Origin of the sequence: Sphingomonas sp., assembly GCF_039595165.1 — a bacterium.
GTDB lineage: Bacteria > Pseudomonadota > Alphaproteobacteria > Sphingomonadales > Sphingomonadaceae > Sphingomonas.
In genome coordinates, this window is sequence record NZ_JBCNMA010000080.1 from 1 (window position 1) to 15,473 (window position 15,473).

Sequence of the window (15,473 nt, forward strand, 5' to 3'; positions counted from 1 at the left end):
TCGCGACTGCCGGTCAGCCCTTTTTCAGCATCTGGGCGAGCAGCTCGTAGTAGCTCGCCAGGTCGATCGCACTGTCGAAGCTGACGCCGAGCCGGCCGCCAAGGCACCAGCGCACCTCCGCGGCCGCCACGCCGACCACCGGGAGCATCACGCGCAGCCGGTCCCTCTCGGCGAAAGGGGCTTCGCAGCGTGCCATCAGGCCGTGCGGCGAGATGTTGACGATCAGCAGCGTCACCGGCTGCGCATTCGGGCCGAACGCGCGGGCGCGGTAATGGACCTCGTCGCGCTCGATCCCACGCCGGTCGTCTCCGGCGGCGGGCGCGCCGGCAAGGGATGAGAATTGATAGGTCACGCGGCCATGCTCCGGACTCTCCGGCAACTCTTTGGAAGCATGGGATAACTGCCGGGCGTAAATGTCCCGGCAACCGGGATGGTTAGCGAAGTCCTATCAGACAGCTTTTCTCAAGCGGGATCGAGCAGACCGTGATGCTTCTTGCCCGCCGAGACGCGCACTTGGGCGGCGCCGACGGTGACGGTCGCGGCCTCGTCGCTCACCTTCTCGCCGTCGATTCGCGCGCCGCCGCCCTTGATCAGGCGCCGCGCCTCGCCCTTGGAGGCGGCGAAGCCGAGGCCGACCAGCGCATCGACCACGCTGATCTCGCCGGAGACGGCAAGCGTGGGGAGCGATCCGCCCGAAGCGCCTTCCTCGAAGGTCTTGCGTGCGGTTTCCGCAGCAGCCTCCGCCGCGTCGCGGCCGCGGCACATCGCGGTCGCCTCGGTGGCGAGGATCTTCTTCGCCTCGTTGATCTCGGCGCCTTCGAGCGCCTCGAGCCGGGCGATCTCGTCGAGCGGCAGGTCGGTGAACAGGCGCAGGAAGCGGCCGACGTCGCGGTCGTCGGTGTTGCGCCAGAACTGCCAGTAATCGAACGCCGGAAGCTGGTCCTCGTTGAGCCACACCGCGCCCGACATGGTCTTGCCCATCTTGCCGCCGTCGGCGGTGGTGATCAGCGGGGTGGTGACGCCATAGACCTCGGTCCCGTCGACGCGGCGGGCGAGCTCGATGCCGTTGACGATATTGCCCCACTGGTCCGACCCGCCCATCTGCAGGCGGCAGCCGGCGCGGCGCGACAGCTCCAGGAAGTCGTAGCCCTGGAGGATCATGTAGTTGAACTCGAGGAACGAGAGCGATTGCTCACGGTCGAGCCGCAGCTTGACGCTGTCGAAGCTGAGCATGCGGTTGACCGAGAAATGCCGGCCGATATCGCGCAGGAACGGGATGTATTCGAGCTTGTCGAGCCAGTCGGCATTGTCGACCATCATCGCGTCGGTCGGGCCGTCGCCGAAGGTCAGGAACTTCTCGAACACCGTCTTGATCGAGGCGACGTTGGCCTGGATGATCTCGTCGGTCATCAGCTTGCGCGCCTCGTCCTTGAAGCTCGGGTCGCCGATCTTGCCGGTGCCGCCGCCCATCAGGACGATCGGCTTGTGCCCGCTCTGCTGCATGCGGCGCAGGAGCATGATCTGGACCAGGCTGCCGACGTGCAGCGAGGGCGCGGTGGGATCGAAGCCGATATAGCCGGGCACGATCGACTTGCTGGCCAGCGCGTCGAGCGCGGCGGCGTCGGTGACCTGGTGGATGTATCCACGCTGGTCGAGCAGGCGAAGCAGATCGGACTTATATTCGGTCATGGCGGGCGCCGCATAGCCGACGAGGCGCGGGGAGTCATCTCCCCACGCGCGGTGCGTTGACGCGGGACGGGGGCTCCGACAGGCTCAGCCCAAACGGAGTGAGGGACGATTCCAAACATGGTCCAATTGACCCGCCACCCGGATACGCCAGCGGCATTGGTCGAAGCCGTCCATGCCGAACTGGCCATGACCGAGGCCGACGGCGTGCTGCTGACCTTCTATATCACCCCCGGGGCGGCGCTCGCGGTTCCGGACCGCACCTCCCCGGGCCGCGCCGACGGCTTGTGGCAGCGGACCTGTTGCGAGCTGTTCCTGAAGCCGACGGGAGGTGATGGATATTTCGAGTTCAACCTCTCGCCGTCAGGGCAATGGGCGGCCTATGCGTTCGACGGTTATCGTGCCGGGATGCGCGATCTCGACTTGCCCGTCGACCCGCATATCGAGCTCGAGCGGCAGGGCGCGGTCTTCGTGCTGGAGGCGACTGTCGATCTGGCCGCGATTCCGGCCGGGCGGCGGACCCTCGCTCTCGCCGCCGTGATCGAGGAGGCCGACGGCACCAAATCCTATTGGGCGCTGGCACATCCGCCGGGCAAGCCCGACTTCCACCATCCGGACGGCTTCGCGCTGGAGCTGCCGGCCCGGAGCTAGCCGCGCGCCTCCCGCCAGTGCGGGTAGGTGACATAGGCGGTGAGCGCGCCCTCGTCGTGCGCGAGGATGGTCACCGCCTCGCCCTTGGGCATGTGGACGATCTCGCCGGGGCCGGCGGTGACCCTGCCGGCCGCACTGGAGACCGATAGCCGCCCTTCCAGCACGATCATCACGTCGTCGACCGCCATCGTCTCCTCGATGCCCTGGCCGGGGCCGTAGCGGCCGAAGCCGATCGAGACCGGCGCGCCGTGCCGCTGGTCGACGACATTTCCCGCGAACACGTCGCCGTCCTGGCCGGGCGAGCGCTCGAGCACGGCATCGGCGACGGCGAACTTGCGGACGGGCATGCGATATCTCCCTCGATGTCGCACGGCTCAACCGGCGACGCCGGGTTTCGGTCCACCCGAGGCGACGAAGCGGCTTGCTTCGCCTTCGAACTCCCGGCACCTGAGGCGCCATGAATTTCGGTATCGACCGGCTGCTTGCCGACCCCGCGCTTCTCAGCCAGCTGCAAGGCCGCCGCGTCGCGTTGCTCGCGCATCCGGCATCGGTGACGGCGGACCTGACGCACAGCCTCGACGCGCTGGTCGCGGCTGGGATCAACGTCTCGGCGGTGTTCGGGCCGCAGCATGGCGTGCGCGGCGACCTGCAGGACAACATGATGGAGTCGCCGGACTATACCGATCCCACCTACGGGATGCCGGTGTTCAGCCTCTATGGCGAGGTGCGGCGTCCGACCGGGCAGTCGATGCACACCTTCGACTTGATCCTGATCGACCTGCAGGACCTGGGCTGCCGCATCTACACCTATGTCACGACCCTGCTCTACATGCTCGAGGCGGCGGCGCAGCACGGCAAGGAGGTATGGGTGCTCGACCGGCCCAATCCCGCCGGGCGGCCGGTCGAGGGGCTGACCCTGCTCCCCGGCTGGGAGAGCTTCGTCGGGGCGGGACCGATGCCGATGCGGCACGGCATGACCTTGGGTGAGATGGGGTCGTGGTTCATCGATCATTTCAAGCTCGACGTCGCCTATCGGGTGATCGAGATGGAGGGCTGGGCGCCCGATGCCGCGCCCGGCTTCGGCTGGCCGAGCGAGCGGGTGTGGATCAACCCGAGTCCCAACGCCGCCAACGTCAACATGGCGCGCGCCTATGCCGGCACGGTGATGCTGGAGGGGACCATGCTGTCCGAAGGGCGCGGTACGACGCGGCCGCTCGAGCTGTTCGGCGCGCCCGACATCGACGCCAAGGCGGTGATCGCCGAGATGCGCCGGATCGCGCCCGAGTGGCTGGCGGGCTGTACGCTGCGCGATTTCTGGTTCCAGCCGACCTTCCACAAGCATGTCGGGCAGCTGTGCAGCGGCGTGTTCATCCATGCCGAGGGGGCGGGCTACGACCATGCGGCGTTCCGGCCGTGGCGGCTGCAGGCGCTGGGGTTCAAGGCGATCCGGTCGCTGTACCCGGACTATGCGCTGTGGCGCGACTTCCCGTACGAATATGAGTTCGGCAAGCTGGCGATCGACGTGATTAACGGCGGGCCGGGGTTGCGCGAATGGGTCGATGACGCCGCGGCGGCGCCAGGCGATCTCGACTCGGCGGCAAAGGCCGACGAATCGGCGTGGGAAGAGGTCCGGCGGGCCTTCCTTCGCTATTGAGATTGGCCTACCGCAGGCATGATGTTGGCGGGGCTCATTTTCGCGACCGAGGACGCGGGCGACAAGCCGGGGACGCTGGCGGCAACGCTGCCGTTCGGGGGCATGACCCTGCTCGAATACCAGACGCGGCTGCTGGTCGGCGCGGGCGCGGGGCAGATCCTCGTCGCGGTGACACGCGTGACGCCCGCCCTGCTCGGCGCGGTCAGCCGCGCGGCGAAGCGTGGCGTGCCGGTCGATATCGTGCGCTCGGCCGCCGAGGCCTCGACCAAGGCGCACCCGCTGGCGAGCTTCGTGGTGCTCGCCGACGGGCTGGTCACCACGGATGACGTCGTCGACAAGATGGCGGGCGAGGGCAAGGACGCGATCCTGGTGACTCAGGACCCGGCCGCCTCGCTCGAACGAGTCGATGCGAGCAATTGCTGGGCGGGGATCGCGCGCGCGCCGGCGCAGCGCATCGCCGACATCGCCGCCTTTCCGCCCGATTATGACTTCCAGTCCACCCTGCTGCGCGCGATCGTGCAGGCGGGCGCCGAGCAGGTGCCGCTGCCGGGCAGCGCGGTGCGCGCGGGGCACGGGGTCGAGCGCGACGGCGGGGCGCTGGCCTCGCGCAGCAACGCGGTGCTCGCCGCGCTGACCGAGCGGCGCACGAGCTGGGCCGACCGGCACGTCTTCACGCGGCTCGCGCGGCTGGCGCTGCCCAAGGTGGTCGAGAAGGCGGTGCCCGGCTGGGCGGTGACGGCGAGCGGATTGCTGTTCGGCGCGGGCGCGGTGGCGCTGGTGGCGCTCGGCTGGCCGTGGGGCGCGGCGGTCGCGTTGCCCGGCGTGGCGGCGCTGGCGACCGGCGCCGCGCTGTCGGCGTTGCGCGGCGAAGAGAGACGCGCGGCGGTGCAGGAGCAGCTGATCGGCGTGATCGCGATCGCGGTGATCCTGGCGCTCGGCATCACCGAGACGCGCGCCGACGCGACGCTCGACGGGCTGATCCTGGCTTTGGTCACCATCGCCGCGACGGTGATCGCCGAGCGCAGCCAGGCGCTGGTTCGGCGCTGGTGGGGCAGCCCGGCCGCCTATCTGCTGATCGTCGCGCCGTTCGCCATCGCCGGGCGGGTGAGCTGGGGGCTGGCGGCGGTGACGGTCTATGCCTTCGTCACGCTCGCCGCCGCGGTTGAGAGTCGACGGGAAAAGCCTTAGTTCCGTCTTAACCGCAGTTCCATTAGTCCAGGGCCATGTCCGACCCCATTGTCGACATGCGTGAAGGCGCCCGTGACGGCGCACAGGCGTTGCTCGCGCGTGCCGCGGGGGCGGATGTTGCCGCGCATCGTGCGCTCGGCACGGCGATCGACGATTTCCGCATGGCCGAGGATGGCCGGCTCGACGAGCGCACGCGCGCGGCGCTGGCACAGCTGGTGCGCGCGCTGATCGAGACGGTCGAGAGCGAGATTCGCGGCCACGGCGCGCGGCTGCTGCGCACGCATGGCGAGGCGGAGCTGGCCGACGCGCTGGCGAATGGCGCAAGCGTCGCCGCGATCCTGCACGAATCGGGGCTGCTGCGCGATCGCGAGCTGATGGGCGAGCTGATCGCGCGCGTGCGGCTCGACCTGCTCGCGAGCGGCATGCAGGTGCAGGCGCAGGACGATCCCGAGCGGGCGAGCCTGCTCAGCCGCCTCGCCCAGCATCCCGACCGGCTGCTCGCGCAGAACGCGGCGGCGGTGCTGGTGGCGGAGAGCCGACGGCGCGGCATGGCCGAGACCGGGCCGCTGATGCAGACCGACCTTCCGGCCGAGCTGCATCACAAACTCGTGTGGCGCGTGGCGGCGGCGTTGCGCGCCGGGGTCGCGCAGCCGACCGCGGCGCTCGACCGCGCGCTGGCCGATGCCGCGCAGCGCAGCCTCGCCGCGCATGACGAGGGCGAGCGCGCCGAAGCCGCGGCGATGCGGCTGGCGGTGGCGCTCGACGCGCAGCCCGACGAGCTGGCCGAGGTGATGACCGAAGCGCTGGGCGATCGCCGCGTCGCGCTGTTCGCCGCGCTGCTGGCGCATGCGCTGCGCATCGATTTCGCTGCGGCGCGCGACATGACCTCCGACGTGGCGAGCGGGCGGTTGTGGATCGCCCTGCGCGCGCTCGACTTCGATCGCGGGGCGATCGCGCGGCTGGGCGTGGCGCTGAGCGAAGCCGATCCGCGCCGCAACGTCGAGGCCTTTGCCGAGCTGCTCGATACGATCATGGCGATCGATCCCGGGGAGGCGCAGGCGGCGCTCGCCGGCTTGCGGCTGCCGGCCGACTATCGCGCGGCGATCCTCGCGCTGGAAGACGCGCGATGAACGCGATCGAGCCTCGCCCGCCCATCGCGATGGGGCGCATCGGCCCCGACGGGCTGCTGGTGGATGCCGAGGCGCGGCTCGCCGACCTCAACGCGCGCGCCGGCGGCAAGATCGGGGTGCCGGTCGCGGTGCCGCCGATCGCGGCGGTGGCGCGGCTCGCGCAGCGGCTCGGCATTCCCGTCTCGCGCAACGTCGTCGCGGCGGATGGCGAGGACGACATCGATCTGTGGGTGCGCGCCGAGCCCGACGCCGACGGCGTGCGGCTCGAGGTCAGCGGGTGGCGGCCGCGTGCCGCGTGGCGTCCCCAAGGGGACGCGATGCGCGAGGATGATTTCCTGCGCGCCGAGGCCGACTGGCTGTGGGAAACCGACGCGGCGATGCGCATCACGCATCTGCCGGTCGAGGCCGGGCGCCTCAACGGCTTCGACACCGGCGCGCTGCTGGGGCAGCCGCTGACCTTGCTGTTCGCGCTGGAGGCGGATGGCGAGGGCGCGCTGCCGATCCTCGCCGCCGCCGCCGAGCAGGTGCGGTTCGATGGCCAGGTCGCGGAGCTGCGCGGCACCGGCCAGCGCGTGCGGCTTTCCGCGAGCCCGCGCATCGATGCGCTCGGCCGCTTCGCCGGGTTCAGCGGCGCGGCGACATGGATCGACCCGGCGGAGGAGGTGGACGACGCGCCCGCGCCCGCCGCCGATCCCGAATTCACCAGCGAGTTCGGGCAGCGTCTCGACAAGGCGCTGCGCGCGCCGCTCGCGCGGATCATCGCCAATGCCGACAGCATCAGCGCGCGCGTCGATGGGCCGTTGCGCGACGACTATGCCGAATATGCGCTCGATATCGCCAATGCCGGGCGGCACCTGCTGTCGCTGGTCGACGACTTGGCCGATTTGAGCGCGATCGAGCGCGAGGACTTCACCGTCGAACTCGAGCCGATCGATCTCGCCGATGTCGCGCGCCGTGCCGCGGGGTTGCTCGCGGTGCGCGCGAGCGAGGCGGACGTGCGGATCGAGAAGCCGCGCGCCGATGAGCGCATGCCGGTGACCGGCGAGTTCCGCCGCGTGCTCCAGATCATGGTCAATCTGATCGGCAACGCGGTGCGCTACTCGCCGCCGGGCGGCTGGGTATGGGTGCGGCTGGAACGCGAGGGCGCGCTCGGCTGCGTGATCGTCGCCGACCAGGGCAAGGGCATCGCGCCCGAGGACCAGGCGAAGATCTTCGAGAAATTCGGCCGAGTCGACCCCGCCGAGCCGGGTGGCAGCGGGCTCGGTCTCTACATCGCGCGGCGGCTGGCGCGGGCGATGGGCGGCGACATCCTGGTCGACAGCGCGCCGGACGAGGGTGCGCGCTTCGTGCTGACGCTGCCGAGCCGCGCGGACTGAGGCGGACGCTTCCGGGCGCGTCGCGCGGCTGCTATCGCTCGCGAATGAAGATGCGCGCGTCGATCCTCCTGCTGTCCGGACTGGCGCTCGCGGTCCCGGCGCAGGCGGAGGAAGCATCGGCTTGCCTCCCGATCGAGATCGGCGACGAGGGAACGCCGATCATCCGCGCCAGGATCAACGATCAAGGGCCGTTCGCCTTCGTCCTCGATACCGCGGCGAGCGGCTCGACGATCGACCCCGTGCGCGCCGCGCAGCTCGGCCTGCCGCGCGATGCGAAGACTGAAGAGGCGCAGGGCATGGGGGGCGGCGTCGCGGTTCACTTCCACCGGGTCGGTTCGATCGCGGCGGGCCCGATCATGCTGCGCGACGCCGTGGTGCCGGCGCTGCCGGCCCCGGCATTCGAGAGCCATGACGTCGCGGGCCTTGCGGGCGTGGATCTGCTGGCCGATCGGCTGACGATCTGGGCGCCCGGCAGCGGCTGCGTGCGCATCGGTCCGGGCGGGGCACAGGCGGTGAGCCCGCAATGGCGGCCGGTCGAAGTCAAATGGCTGCAACCGTGGAAGATCATGCTGCCGGTCCGGATCGGCGGAGTGGACGGCTGGGGCCTGCTCGACACCGGTGCGCAATATACGACGCTCAATCCAGCATTCGCCCGCCGGGCGGGGCTCGGCCCGACCTCGTTGCGCACCGGCGGCTCGATCGCGGGCATCGACGGGCGGCCGCTGCCGCTGCTCCAGGGCGAGGTGCGCGATATTGCCGTGGGGCGGTGGCGATGGCAGCGTCGCACCGTACGCGTGGGCGCGCTGCCGGTGTTCGATCGTCTCGCCGGAGCGGGCGACATGCTGGCGATCCTGGGGATGGACTGGCTGGCGCAGGAGGGGTTCGCAGTGGACTATCGCAATCGATCGGTCTGGCTGATGGAGCGCCCGCAATGACCAGGGCAAAGGCGGTGATCGACGAATTGCGGGCATGGGGCCTGACCTTGCCCGGCGCGCACATCAAGGCGCCGTGGCCCGACCATGCCGACCTCGCGGTCAACGACAAGACCTTCGCCTATCTTTCGACCAGCGACGCGTTCGGCATGTCGGTGAAGCTGCGCTACACGAGCGAGGTGGCGCTCAAGCTGCCCTTTGCCACGCCCACCGCCTATGGCCTGGGCAAGAGCGGCTGGGTGAGCTTCGCGCCCGGCGACGATGCCATCCCCGACATCGACCAGCTCAAGGACTGGATCGAGGAAAGCTATCGCGCGCAGGCGCCCAAGAAGCTGGTCAAGGAACTCGACGCGCGGAGCTGATCACCGCACCAGCATCCAGATCGCCATCGCGATCATCATGAGGTTCTCGGTCAGCGAGACGAAGCCGAGCGGCACGTTGCTGTCGCCGCCCATGCAGGCGCATTTGAGCTCGCGCTTGTCGACATAGACCGCCTTGAACACCGAGACCGCACCGATGCCGCCGATGAACAGCGCGAGCGGGATCGACAGCCAGTGCAACGCGTTTGCCGTCATCAGCACGCCCGCCGCGCCCTCGGCGAAGGGGTAGACATAGGCATAGGGGACCCAGCGGCGCGCGAGCAGGTCGTAGTTGAGGAACATGGTCGAGAAATTCTCGACGTCGCGCAGCTTGAGCAGGGCGAGCGCGCACATGCTGAACGAGACGAACCATTCGGCGGCGCGAATGGTGAAGGGCGAGCCCGAGACGGCGTGGCTGGCGGCGAGCGCCATCAGCGCGGTCACCGCGAACAGCGCGATCACGGGCGTATAGCTGGTCTCGCCCTTCCCGGGCACGTGCAGGCCGAAATGGCGGCGCAGGTCGTCATAGCCGCCGATCCGCTCGCCGGCGATGAAGGCCTGCGGCGTGGTCTTGACGTCGTGTGCCGCCTTGAAGGCATCGGTCTCCGCGCGGGTGCGCAGCCAGTGATCCTCGACCGCATAGCCGCGGCGCTCGAGCAGCGCCTTCGCCTTGAGGCCATAGGGGCAGATATGGCCGGGCATGACCATGCGGTGGAGGACGGCGACGGGGCGGGAAGACATGGGAGGCTCCTTGCGACTCTACGAACCCCGCCTAGATAGGTTCCGTACCATGGTACGGAGTCAAGAAGTGTTCGACATGACGATCGGTGCGCTCGCCACGGCGGGCGGCGTGGGGGTGGAGACGGTGCGCTATTACCAGCGGCGTGGCTTGCTCGCCGAGCCGGCGCGGGCCGGTGGGGTGCGGCGCTATGGCGAGGGCGATGTACGGCGGTTGCGCTTCATCCGCGCGGCGCAGGAGGCGGGGTTCACGCTGAGCGAGATCGGCGAGCTGCTCGAACTGGATGCCGGCGAGGACCGGGCGCGGGCGCACGCGCTGGCGCAGGCGCGGATCGCAGCGATCGATGCCGAGGTGGCGAAGCTGACCGCGGCGCGCGGGGCGCTCGAGAAGCTGGCGCGGCGCTGCGCGGCGGGGGAGGGCGAGGGTTGCCCGATCCTGGGCGCGTTCGAGCGCTGACCGGTATTACAGGCTATCGCGTCGCGCGCATGGTATCGCTACAGGCGGCGCGTCAGCGAAAGGATGGTCCCATGGAGTCGCTCTCTCTTCCCCCGGCGTTCGATGCGGGCGGCGTCGCCGTCGTCACCGGCGGGGCCGGCGGCATCGGCTTCGGGATCGCGGCGCGGCTCGCCGAGCGCGGGCTTAAGGTCGTGATCACCGACCTGCCGGGCGAGAAGCTCGACGCGGCGGCGCGCGAACTCGGCCTCGTCGCCATCGCCGCCGACGTGGCGGACGCCGCCGATGTCGGACGGTTGCGCGATCGCGTGCTGGCGGATCACGGACCGGTCGCGGTGCTGGTCAACAACGCGGCGATCGGGAGCAATCCGGGCCAGCCCTGGGAGAATCCGGAGGGCTGGGAGAAGCTGCTGCGCATCAACCTGATGGGCGTGCTCCACGTCGCGCAGGCGTTCGTGCCGGGCATGCTGGCGAGCGGCAAGCCGGGCGCGATCATCCACTCCGGGTCGAAGCAGGGAATCACCAGCCCGCCCGGCAACCCGGCCTACAACCTCTCCAAGGCGGGCGTGCGCAACTATACCGAGTCCCTCGCGCATGCGCTGCGCGAAGAAGCGGGCGAGCGGATTTCGGCGCATCTGCTGATCCCGGGCTTCACCCAGAGCGGCATGACCGGCGAGGCCAAGGGGGCTTGGACCGCCGACCAGGTCGCACTGTTCATGTTCGATAGCATCGCGCGCGGCGATTTCTACATCCTCTGCCCCGACAACGACGTCGACCGCGCGACCGACGAGAAGCGCATGCGCTGGGCGATGGACGACATCATCGAGAACCGGCCGGCGCTGTCGCGCTGGCATCCGGACTATAAGGACGCCTTCGCGCGGTATATGGCGGAGTAGCGACGGCGGGGGGAGGCGGTATGAAGAAGCACCGGGTCTACACGATCAGCGTCGCGAGCGTTTACCCCCATTATATCGCCAAGGCGGAGAAGAAGGGGCGCACCCAGGCCGAGGTCGACGAGATCTTTCGCTGGCTGACCGGATTCAGCCAGGAACAGCTCGAGGCGCATCTGGAAGCGAAGACCAGTTTCGAGGATTTCTTCGCGCGGGCGCCGCGGCTGAACCCGGCGCGGTCGCTGATCACCGGGGTGATCTGCGGCGTGCGGATCGAGGAGATCGAGGAACCGCTGATGCGCGAGCTGCGCTATCTCGACAAGCTGATCGACGAACTGGCCAAGGGCCGGCCGATGGCGAAGATCCTGCGCAGCGCGGCCTAGCCCGCATCCTTCGCTCGTCCCGCTGCGTTGAGCACGCGGAGGTTGGCCGGTGCGAGGATTCGCGGACTTCGAGGCACGAACGATCGACACGGAGCGCGGCTCGATCTTCGTGCGCGCGGGTGGCGCCGGGACGCCATTATTGCTGCTGCATGGATTTCCCGAGACCGGCCTGATGTGGCGCGACACCGCGCCATTGCTGGCCGGGGATGCCACGGTGATCGTCGCGGACCTGCCCGGCTATGGCGCCAGCGCCTATCCGCGCGACCCGGCGGACCGGGATGCCATGTCCAAGCGCGCGATGGCGCAGGCGCTGGTCGAAGCGATGCGGGCGCTGGGCCATGCGCGGTTCGCCGTCGCCGGCCATGATCGCGGCGGCCGAGTCGCCTATCGCATGGCGCTCGACCATCCCGAGGTCATCGAGCGGGTGGCGGTGCTCGACATGGTGCCGACGATCGAGGTGTGGGAGCGGGCGGACGCGCGAACGATGCTCGCCTTCTGGCCGTTCGCGCTGCTCGCGCAGCCGGCGCCCTTTCCCGAGCGGCTGCTCGCGGCGGCGCCGGAAGCGGTCGTCGATCATGCCCTGGCGTGCTGGGGGTCGCCGCCCGAGACGTTTCCGGCCGCGATCCGGCAGGCCTATGTCGACGCGTTACGCGACCGTGCGCATTCGATCTGCGAGGAGTATCGCGCCGCGGCGGATATCGACCGGACACATGACGAGGCGGATCGCGATGCGGGGCGGATGATCGAGTGTCCGCTGCTCGCGCTATGGAGCGCGAGGGGCGGGCCGGCGCACTGGTATGACGATGCCGGAGGCGTGATCGGCATCTGGCGACGCTGGGCCAGCTCTGTCGCGGGCGAGGCGATCGATGGCGGGCATTTCTTCCCGGAGGAATTCCCCGGCCGGACGGCGGCATTGCTGCGCGCCTTCCTGGCCGGGTGAGGCAATCCCTCAGCGCTTGGCGACGGGAACGTAGTCGCGCTGCGTCGGGCCGGTGTAGAGCTGGCGCGGGCGGCCGATCTTCTGGTCGGGGTCCGAGATCATTTCGTTCCACTGCGCGACCCAGCCGACGGTGCGCGCCAGGGCAAACAGCACCGTGAACATCGTGGTCGGGAAACCGATCGCCGAGAGGATCACGCCCGAGTAGAAATCGACGTTCGGGTAGAGCTTCTTCTCGATGAAATAATCGTCCTTGAGCGCGATCTGCTCGAGCTCGCGCGCGGTGTCGAGCACCGGATCGCTGATGCCGAGCTTGTCCAGAACCTCGGTCGCGGCCTTGGACAGCACCTTCGCGCGCGGGTCGAAATTCTTGTAGACGCGGTGGCCGAAGCCCATCAGGCGGAACGGGTCGTCCTTGTTCTTGGCGCGCGCGATGTACTCGGGGATGCGCTCGGGACGGCCGATCTCGCGCAGCATGTTGAGCGCCGCCTCGTTCGCGCCGCCATGCGCCGGGCCCCACAGGCAGGCGATGCCCGCCGCGATGCACGCGAACGGGTTGGCGCCGGACGAGCCCGCGAGGCGCACGGTCGAGGTCGAGGCGTTCTGCTCATGGTCGGCATGGAGGATGAAGATCTTGTCCATCGCCGACTCGATCACCGGATCGACATGATAGTCCTCGGCCGGGACACCGAAGGTCATGCGCAGGAAGTTGCCGGTGTAGGACAGCGAATTGTCCGGATAGAGGAAGGGCTGGCCGACGCTGTACTTGTAGGCCATCGCCGCGATCGTCGGCATCTTCGCGATCAGCCGGTGGCTTGCGATCATGCGCTGGTGCGGGTCCGAGATATCGGTCGAATCGTGGTAGAAGGCCGAGAGCGCGCCGACCACGCCGCACATGATCGCCATCGGGTGCGCGTCGCGGCGGAAGCCGCGGTAGAAGGTCGCGAGCTGCTCGTGCAGCATCGTGTGGCGGGTGATCGTGGTGGTGAACTTGTCGAGCTCGCCCTGGTCGGGCAGCTCGCCGTTCAGCAGGAGGTACGCGACTTCCATGAAGCTCGACTGCTCGGCGAGCTGGTCGATCGGGTAGCCGCGATGGAGCAGCACGCCCTGGTCGCCGTCGATATAGGTGAGGCCCGACTCGCACGAGGCGGTCGAGGTGAAGCCCGGGTCATAGGTGAACATGCCCGACTGGCCGTAGAATTTGCGGATGTCGACGACCTCGGGACCGACGCTACCCTTTCGGACCGGATAATCCTTGTCGCCGAGCTTGAGGGTGGAGTCGGTCATGGTCTTCATCCTTCTCGTTCAGCCCGCGACGCCGGAACCGGCCGGGGCTTTCGTCTGGTCGGCGATCCGGCCCAGGCTTTCCTCGCGCCCCAAAAGGACGAGGACGTCGAAGATGCCAGGCGAGGTCCGGCGCCCGGTGAGCGCCGCGCGGAGCGGTTGTGCGACCGCTCCCAATTTGACCCCTCCCGACTCCGCCACCTGGCGTACCGCCGCTTCGAGCGCCTCCGTATTCCACTCCGCGACCGCGTCAAGCGCGGCGTGAAGCTGGGTGAGCAGGCGTCGCGCGTCACCCTCCAGTAAATTTTGTGCGTCTGCGTCCATTTCAAGAGGGCGCGTGCGAAAGAGGAAGGCGGCGCCATCCGCGATTTCGAGGAGATTGGCGGCGCGCGGCTTCAGCGCGTGCATGCTGCGTTGCAGAAGCGCGATCTGCTGCGGCGACGCTGTGAAGGGCAGGAACGGCGCGGCTAGCTGCGCGAGTCGCGCATCGTCCGCTGCGCGGATGTAATGGCCGTTGAGGCTGTCGAGCTTTTTCAGGTCGAAGCGCGACGGGCTCTTGCCGACGCCCGACAGGTCGAACCACTCGACCGCTTGATCGCGGCTGATGATCTCGTCGTCGCCATGGCCCCAGCCGAGGCGGAGGAGATGGTTGAACAGCGCCTCGGGCAGCACGCCGAGCTCGTCGCGATAGGCATCGACGCCGAGCGCGCCATGGCGCTTGGAGAGCTTCGCCCCGTCCGCGCCGTGGATCAGCGGGATGTGGGCGTAGATCGGCTCGGGCCAGCCCATCGCCTTGATGATCAGCAGCTGGCGGAAGGCGTTGTTCAAGTGATCGTCGCCGCGGATCACATGCGTCACGCCCATGTCGTGGTCGTCGACGACCACCGCGAGCATATAGGTCGGCGTGCCGTCCGAGCGGAGCAGGATCATGTCGTCGAGCTCGGCATTCTGGACGGTGACCTCGCCCTGCACGGCGTCGGCGATCGTCGTCGCCCCCTCGCGCGGGGCGCGGATGCGGACGACATACGGCTGGTCGAGCGGGCCGTCGCTGCGGTCGCGCCACGGGCTGCGGATACGATAGGGCTTCTTCGCCGCCTGCGCTTCCTCGCGCTGCGCCGCGATTTCCTCCTGGCTCATCCAGCAGCGATAGGCATGGCCCGATTCGAGCAGCTGGCGGGCGACCTGCGCATGGCGATCTGCGCGGGCGAACTGGTAGACCTCGTCGCCGTCCCAATCGAGGCCGAGCCAGCGCATCCCGTCGAGGATCGCCTCGATCGCCGCGTCGGTCGAGCGGGCGCGGTCGGTATCCTCGATGCGCAGCAGGAACTTGCCGCCGTGACGGCGGGCGAACAGCCAGTTGAACAGCGCGGTGCGCGCGCCGCCGATGTGCAGGAACCCCGTCGGGGACGGGGCGAAACGCGTGACGATTGCGCCGTTAACAGGATTTGGCCCGGATGCGGGCTGTGATGTTGCGCCCAAGCGCGCTTGCTCCCAGACAGGTGATCGATGGCCAGTTCAGCCGCGAGCGCCCGTAGCACGGGGTTCCGCCTGCTTCAAATCGCGGGCGGATGGCGGCCCGGCGAGCGACTCGAGCGCTGGCTGGAGGCCGAGCGCGGGCAGCTGGTGCTGTGGATCCCGGTGCTGCTCGGGGCGGGGATCGCGGCATGGTTCGCGCTGCCCGACGCGAATCGCTGGGCGGCGGTGGTGCTCGGCGGACTGGCGGCGGCGGCGGCCGGGCTTGCCATGGGCGGTGGCGGGCGGGCGGCGCGCTGCGTGGCGGTGGCGGCGCTGCTGGTCGCGATGGGGTGCGC

Annotated in this window: 17 protein-coding genes and 1 pseudogene; 12 read left to right on the forward strand and 6 right to left on the reverse strand. The window is 69.4% G+C overall.

Annotated features, from left to right (window positions below; translation table 11 throughout):
* Positions 1–13 precede the first annotated feature (13 nt).
* Complete coding sequence (locus ABDV68_RS13030; RefSeq protein ID WP_343520444.1) at positions 14–352, reverse strand: PilZ domain-containing protein; 339 nt, start codon at positions 350–352, stop codon at positions 14–16.
* A 110-nt stretch (positions 353–462) separates the two neighbouring features.
* Positions 463–1,689, reverse strand: coding sequence for a tyrosine--tRNA ligase (gene tyrS / locus ABDV68_RS13035; protein ID WP_343520445.1), 1,227 nt, complete (start codon positions 1,687–1,689; stop codon positions 463–465).
* A 117-nt stretch (positions 1,690–1,806) separates the two neighbouring features.
* Here tyrS and ABDV68_RS13040 point away from each other — a divergent pair, with 117 nt between their 5' ends.
* Positions 1,807–2,337 carry a DOMON-like domain-containing protein gene (locus ABDV68_RS13040; RefSeq protein ID WP_343520446.1) on the forward strand — a complete coding sequence of 177 codons (531 nt, stop codon included), beginning with the start codon at positions 1,807–1,809 and terminating at the stop codon, positions 2,335–2,337.
* Here ABDV68_RS13040 and ABDV68_RS13045 read toward each other — a convergent pair.
* Positions 2,334–2,684 carry a hypothetical protein gene (locus tag ABDV68_RS13045; protein WP_343520447.1) on the reverse strand — a complete coding sequence of 117 codons (351 nt, stop codon included), beginning with the start codon at positions 2,682–2,684 and terminating at the stop codon, positions 2,334–2,336. The genes ABDV68_RS13040 and ABDV68_RS13045 overlap by 4 nt on opposite strands.
* Positions 2,685–2,794: 110 nt before the next feature.
* Between ABDV68_RS13045 and ABDV68_RS13050 the strand changes: the two genes are divergently transcribed.
* Genes ABDV68_RS13050 through ABDV68_RS13075 form a run of 6 tightly spaced genes read left to right on the forward strand, consistent with a single transcriptional unit; the run spans position 2,795 to position 8,979 of the window.
* Positions 2,795–3,991: a DUF1343 domain-containing protein gene (locus tag ABDV68_RS13050; protein WP_343520448.1), complete on the forward strand. Its 1,197-nt coding sequence runs from the start codon at positions 2,795–2,797 to the stop codon at positions 3,989–3,991.
* A gap of 21 nt (positions 3,992–4,012) precedes the next feature.
* The gene (locus tag ABDV68_RS13055) at positions 4,013–5,179 is read left to right on the forward strand and encodes a hypothetical protein (RefSeq protein ID WP_343520449.1); all 1,167 of its coding nucleotides are present in this window, start codon (positions 4,013–4,015) and stop codon (positions 5,177–5,179) included.
* 35 nt (positions 5,180–5,214) lie between these two features.
* On the forward strand, positions 5,215–6,309 hold the full coding sequence (locus tag ABDV68_RS13060) for a DUF2336 domain-containing protein (protein WP_343520450.1): 1,095 nt from the start codon (positions 5,215–5,217) through the stop codon (positions 6,307–6,309).
* Complete coding sequence (locus ABDV68_RS13065; protein WP_343520451.1) at positions 6,306–7,685, forward strand: HAMP domain-containing sensor histidine kinase; 1,380 nt, start codon at positions 6,306–6,308, stop codon at positions 7,683–7,685. The genes ABDV68_RS13060 and ABDV68_RS13065 overlap by 4 nt, the downstream gene beginning before the upstream one ends.
* Positions 7,686–7,729: 44 nt before the next feature.
* Entirely contained in the window at positions 7,730–8,620 is an 891-nt protein-coding gene (locus tag ABDV68_RS13070) for a retroviral-like aspartic protease family protein (protein WP_343520452.1), read from the forward strand.
* A complete protein-coding gene (locus ABDV68_RS13075; protein WP_343520454.1) occupies positions 8,617–8,979 on the forward strand; it encodes an MmcQ/YjbR family DNA-binding protein in 363 nt (120 codons plus the stop codon). The genes ABDV68_RS13070 and ABDV68_RS13075 overlap by 4 nt, the downstream gene beginning before the upstream one ends.
* Here ABDV68_RS13075 and ABDV68_RS13080 read toward each other — a convergent pair whose 3' ends face one another.
* Positions 8,980–9,717, reverse strand: coding sequence for a glutaredoxin (locus ABDV68_RS13080; RefSeq protein ID WP_343520455.1), 738 nt, complete (start codon positions 9,715–9,717; stop codon positions 8,980–8,982).
* 49 nt (positions 9,718–9,766) lie between these two features.
* Between ABDV68_RS13080 and ABDV68_RS13085 the strand changes: the two genes are divergently transcribed.
* From ABDV68_RS13085 to ABDV68_RS13100, 4 genes are all read left to right on the forward strand, one after another.
* The gene (locus ABDV68_RS13085) at positions 9,767–10,171 is read left to right on the forward strand and encodes a MerR family transcriptional regulator (RefSeq protein WP_343520456.1); all 405 of its coding nucleotides are present in this window, start codon (positions 9,767–9,769) and stop codon (positions 10,169–10,171) included.
* A 71-nt stretch (positions 10,172–10,242) separates the two neighbouring features.
* Positions 10,243–11,064, forward strand: a complete 822-nt coding sequence (locus tag ABDV68_RS13090; protein ID WP_343520457.1) for an SDR family NAD(P)-dependent oxidoreductase — start codon at positions 10,243–10,245, stop codon at positions 11,062–11,064.
* A 20-nt stretch (positions 11,065–11,084) separates the two neighbouring features.
* Positions 11,085–11,441: a DUF2200 domain-containing protein gene (locus ABDV68_RS13095; RefSeq protein WP_343520459.1), complete on the forward strand. Its 357-nt coding sequence runs from the start codon at positions 11,085–11,087 to the stop codon at positions 11,439–11,441.
* 49 nt (positions 11,442–11,490) lie between these two features.
* Positions 11,491–12,381, forward strand: a complete 891-nt coding sequence (locus ABDV68_RS13100) for an alpha/beta hydrolase (RefSeq protein WP_343520460.1) — start codon at positions 11,491–11,493, stop codon at positions 12,379–12,381.
* Between the two features lie 9 nt (positions 12,382–12,390).
* Here the strand turns inward: ABDV68_RS13100 and gltA are convergent, their stop codons facing one another.
* Together gltA and gltX are read right to left on the reverse strand one after the other, a co-directional pair.
* Positions 12,391–13,665, reverse strand: coding sequence for a citrate synthase (gltA, locus tag ABDV68_RS13105; RefSeq protein WP_343520461.1), 1,275 nt, complete (start codon positions 13,663–13,665; stop codon positions 12,391–12,393).
* A gap of 18 nt (positions 13,666–13,683) precedes the next feature.
* Positions 13,684–15,141 carry a glutamate--tRNA ligase gene (gltX, locus tag ABDV68_RS13110; protein ID WP_343520462.1) on the reverse strand — a complete coding sequence of 486 codons (1,458 nt, stop codon included), beginning with the start codon at positions 15,139–15,141 and terminating at the stop codon, positions 13,684–13,686.
* Between the two features lie 27 nt (positions 15,142–15,168).
* Between gltX and ABDV68_RS13115 the strand changes: the two are divergent.
* A pseudogene (locus ABDV68_RS13115) lies at positions 15,169–15,473 on the forward strand (competence protein ComEC); the annotation flags it as partial.

Bases quoted from the DNA above. Each gene is read 5' to 3' on its own strand.
- ABDV68_RS13085 (WP_343520456.1), top strand. From the start codon at position 9,767: ATGGTACGGAGTCAAGAAGTGTTCGACATGACGATCGGTGCGCTCGCC.
- ABDV68_RS13095 (WP_343520459.1), top strand. From the start codon at position 11,085: ATGAAGAAGCACCGGGTCTACACGATCAGCGTCGCGAGCGTTTACCCC.
- ABDV68_RS13070 (WP_343520452.1), top strand. From the start codon at position 7,730: ATGAAGATGCGCGCGTCGATCCTCCTGCTGTCCGGACTGGCGCTCGCG.
- ABDV68_RS13060 (WP_343520450.1), top strand. From the start codon at position 5,215: ATGTCCGACCCCATTGTCGACATGCGTGAAGGCGCCCGTGACGGCGCA.
- ABDV68_RS13065 (WP_343520451.1), top strand. From the start codon at position 6,306: ATGAACGCGATCGAGCCTCGCCCGCCCATCGCGATGGGGCGCATCGGC.
- ABDV68_RS13050 (WP_343520448.1), top strand. From the start codon at position 2,795: ATGAATTTCGGTATCGACCGGCTGCTTGCCGACCCCGCGCTTCTCAGC.
- ABDV68_RS13075 (WP_343520454.1), top strand. From the start codon at position 8,617: ATGACCAGGGCAAAGGCGGTGATCGACGAATTGCGGGCATGGGGCCTG.
- ABDV68_RS13080 (WP_343520455.1), bottom strand. From the start codon at position 9,717: ATGTCTTCCCGCCCCGTCGCCGTCCTCCACCGCATGGTCATGCCCGGC.
- gltA (WP_343520461.1), bottom strand. From the start codon at position 13,665: ATGACCGACTCCACCCTCAAGCTCGGCGACAAGGATTATCCGGTCCGA.
- ABDV68_RS13040 (WP_343520446.1), top strand. From the start codon at position 1,807: ATGGTCCAATTGACCCGCCACCCGGATACGCCAGCGGCATTGGTCGAA.
- tyrS (WP_343520445.1), bottom strand. From the start codon at position 1,689: ATGACCGAATATAAGTCCGATCTGCTTCGCCTGCTCGACCAGCGTGGA.
- ABDV68_RS13055 (WP_343520449.1), top strand. From the start codon at position 4,013: ATGTTGGCGGGGCTCATTTTCGCGACCGAGGACGCGGGCGACAAGCCG.
- ABDV68_RS13045 (WP_343520447.1), bottom strand. From the start codon at position 2,684: ATGCCCGTCCGCAAGTTCGCCGTCGCCGATGCCGTGCTCGAGCGCTCG.
- ABDV68_RS13090 (WP_343520457.1), top strand. From the start codon at position 10,243: ATGGAGTCGCTCTCTCTTCCCCCGGCGTTCGATGCGGGCGGCGTCGCC.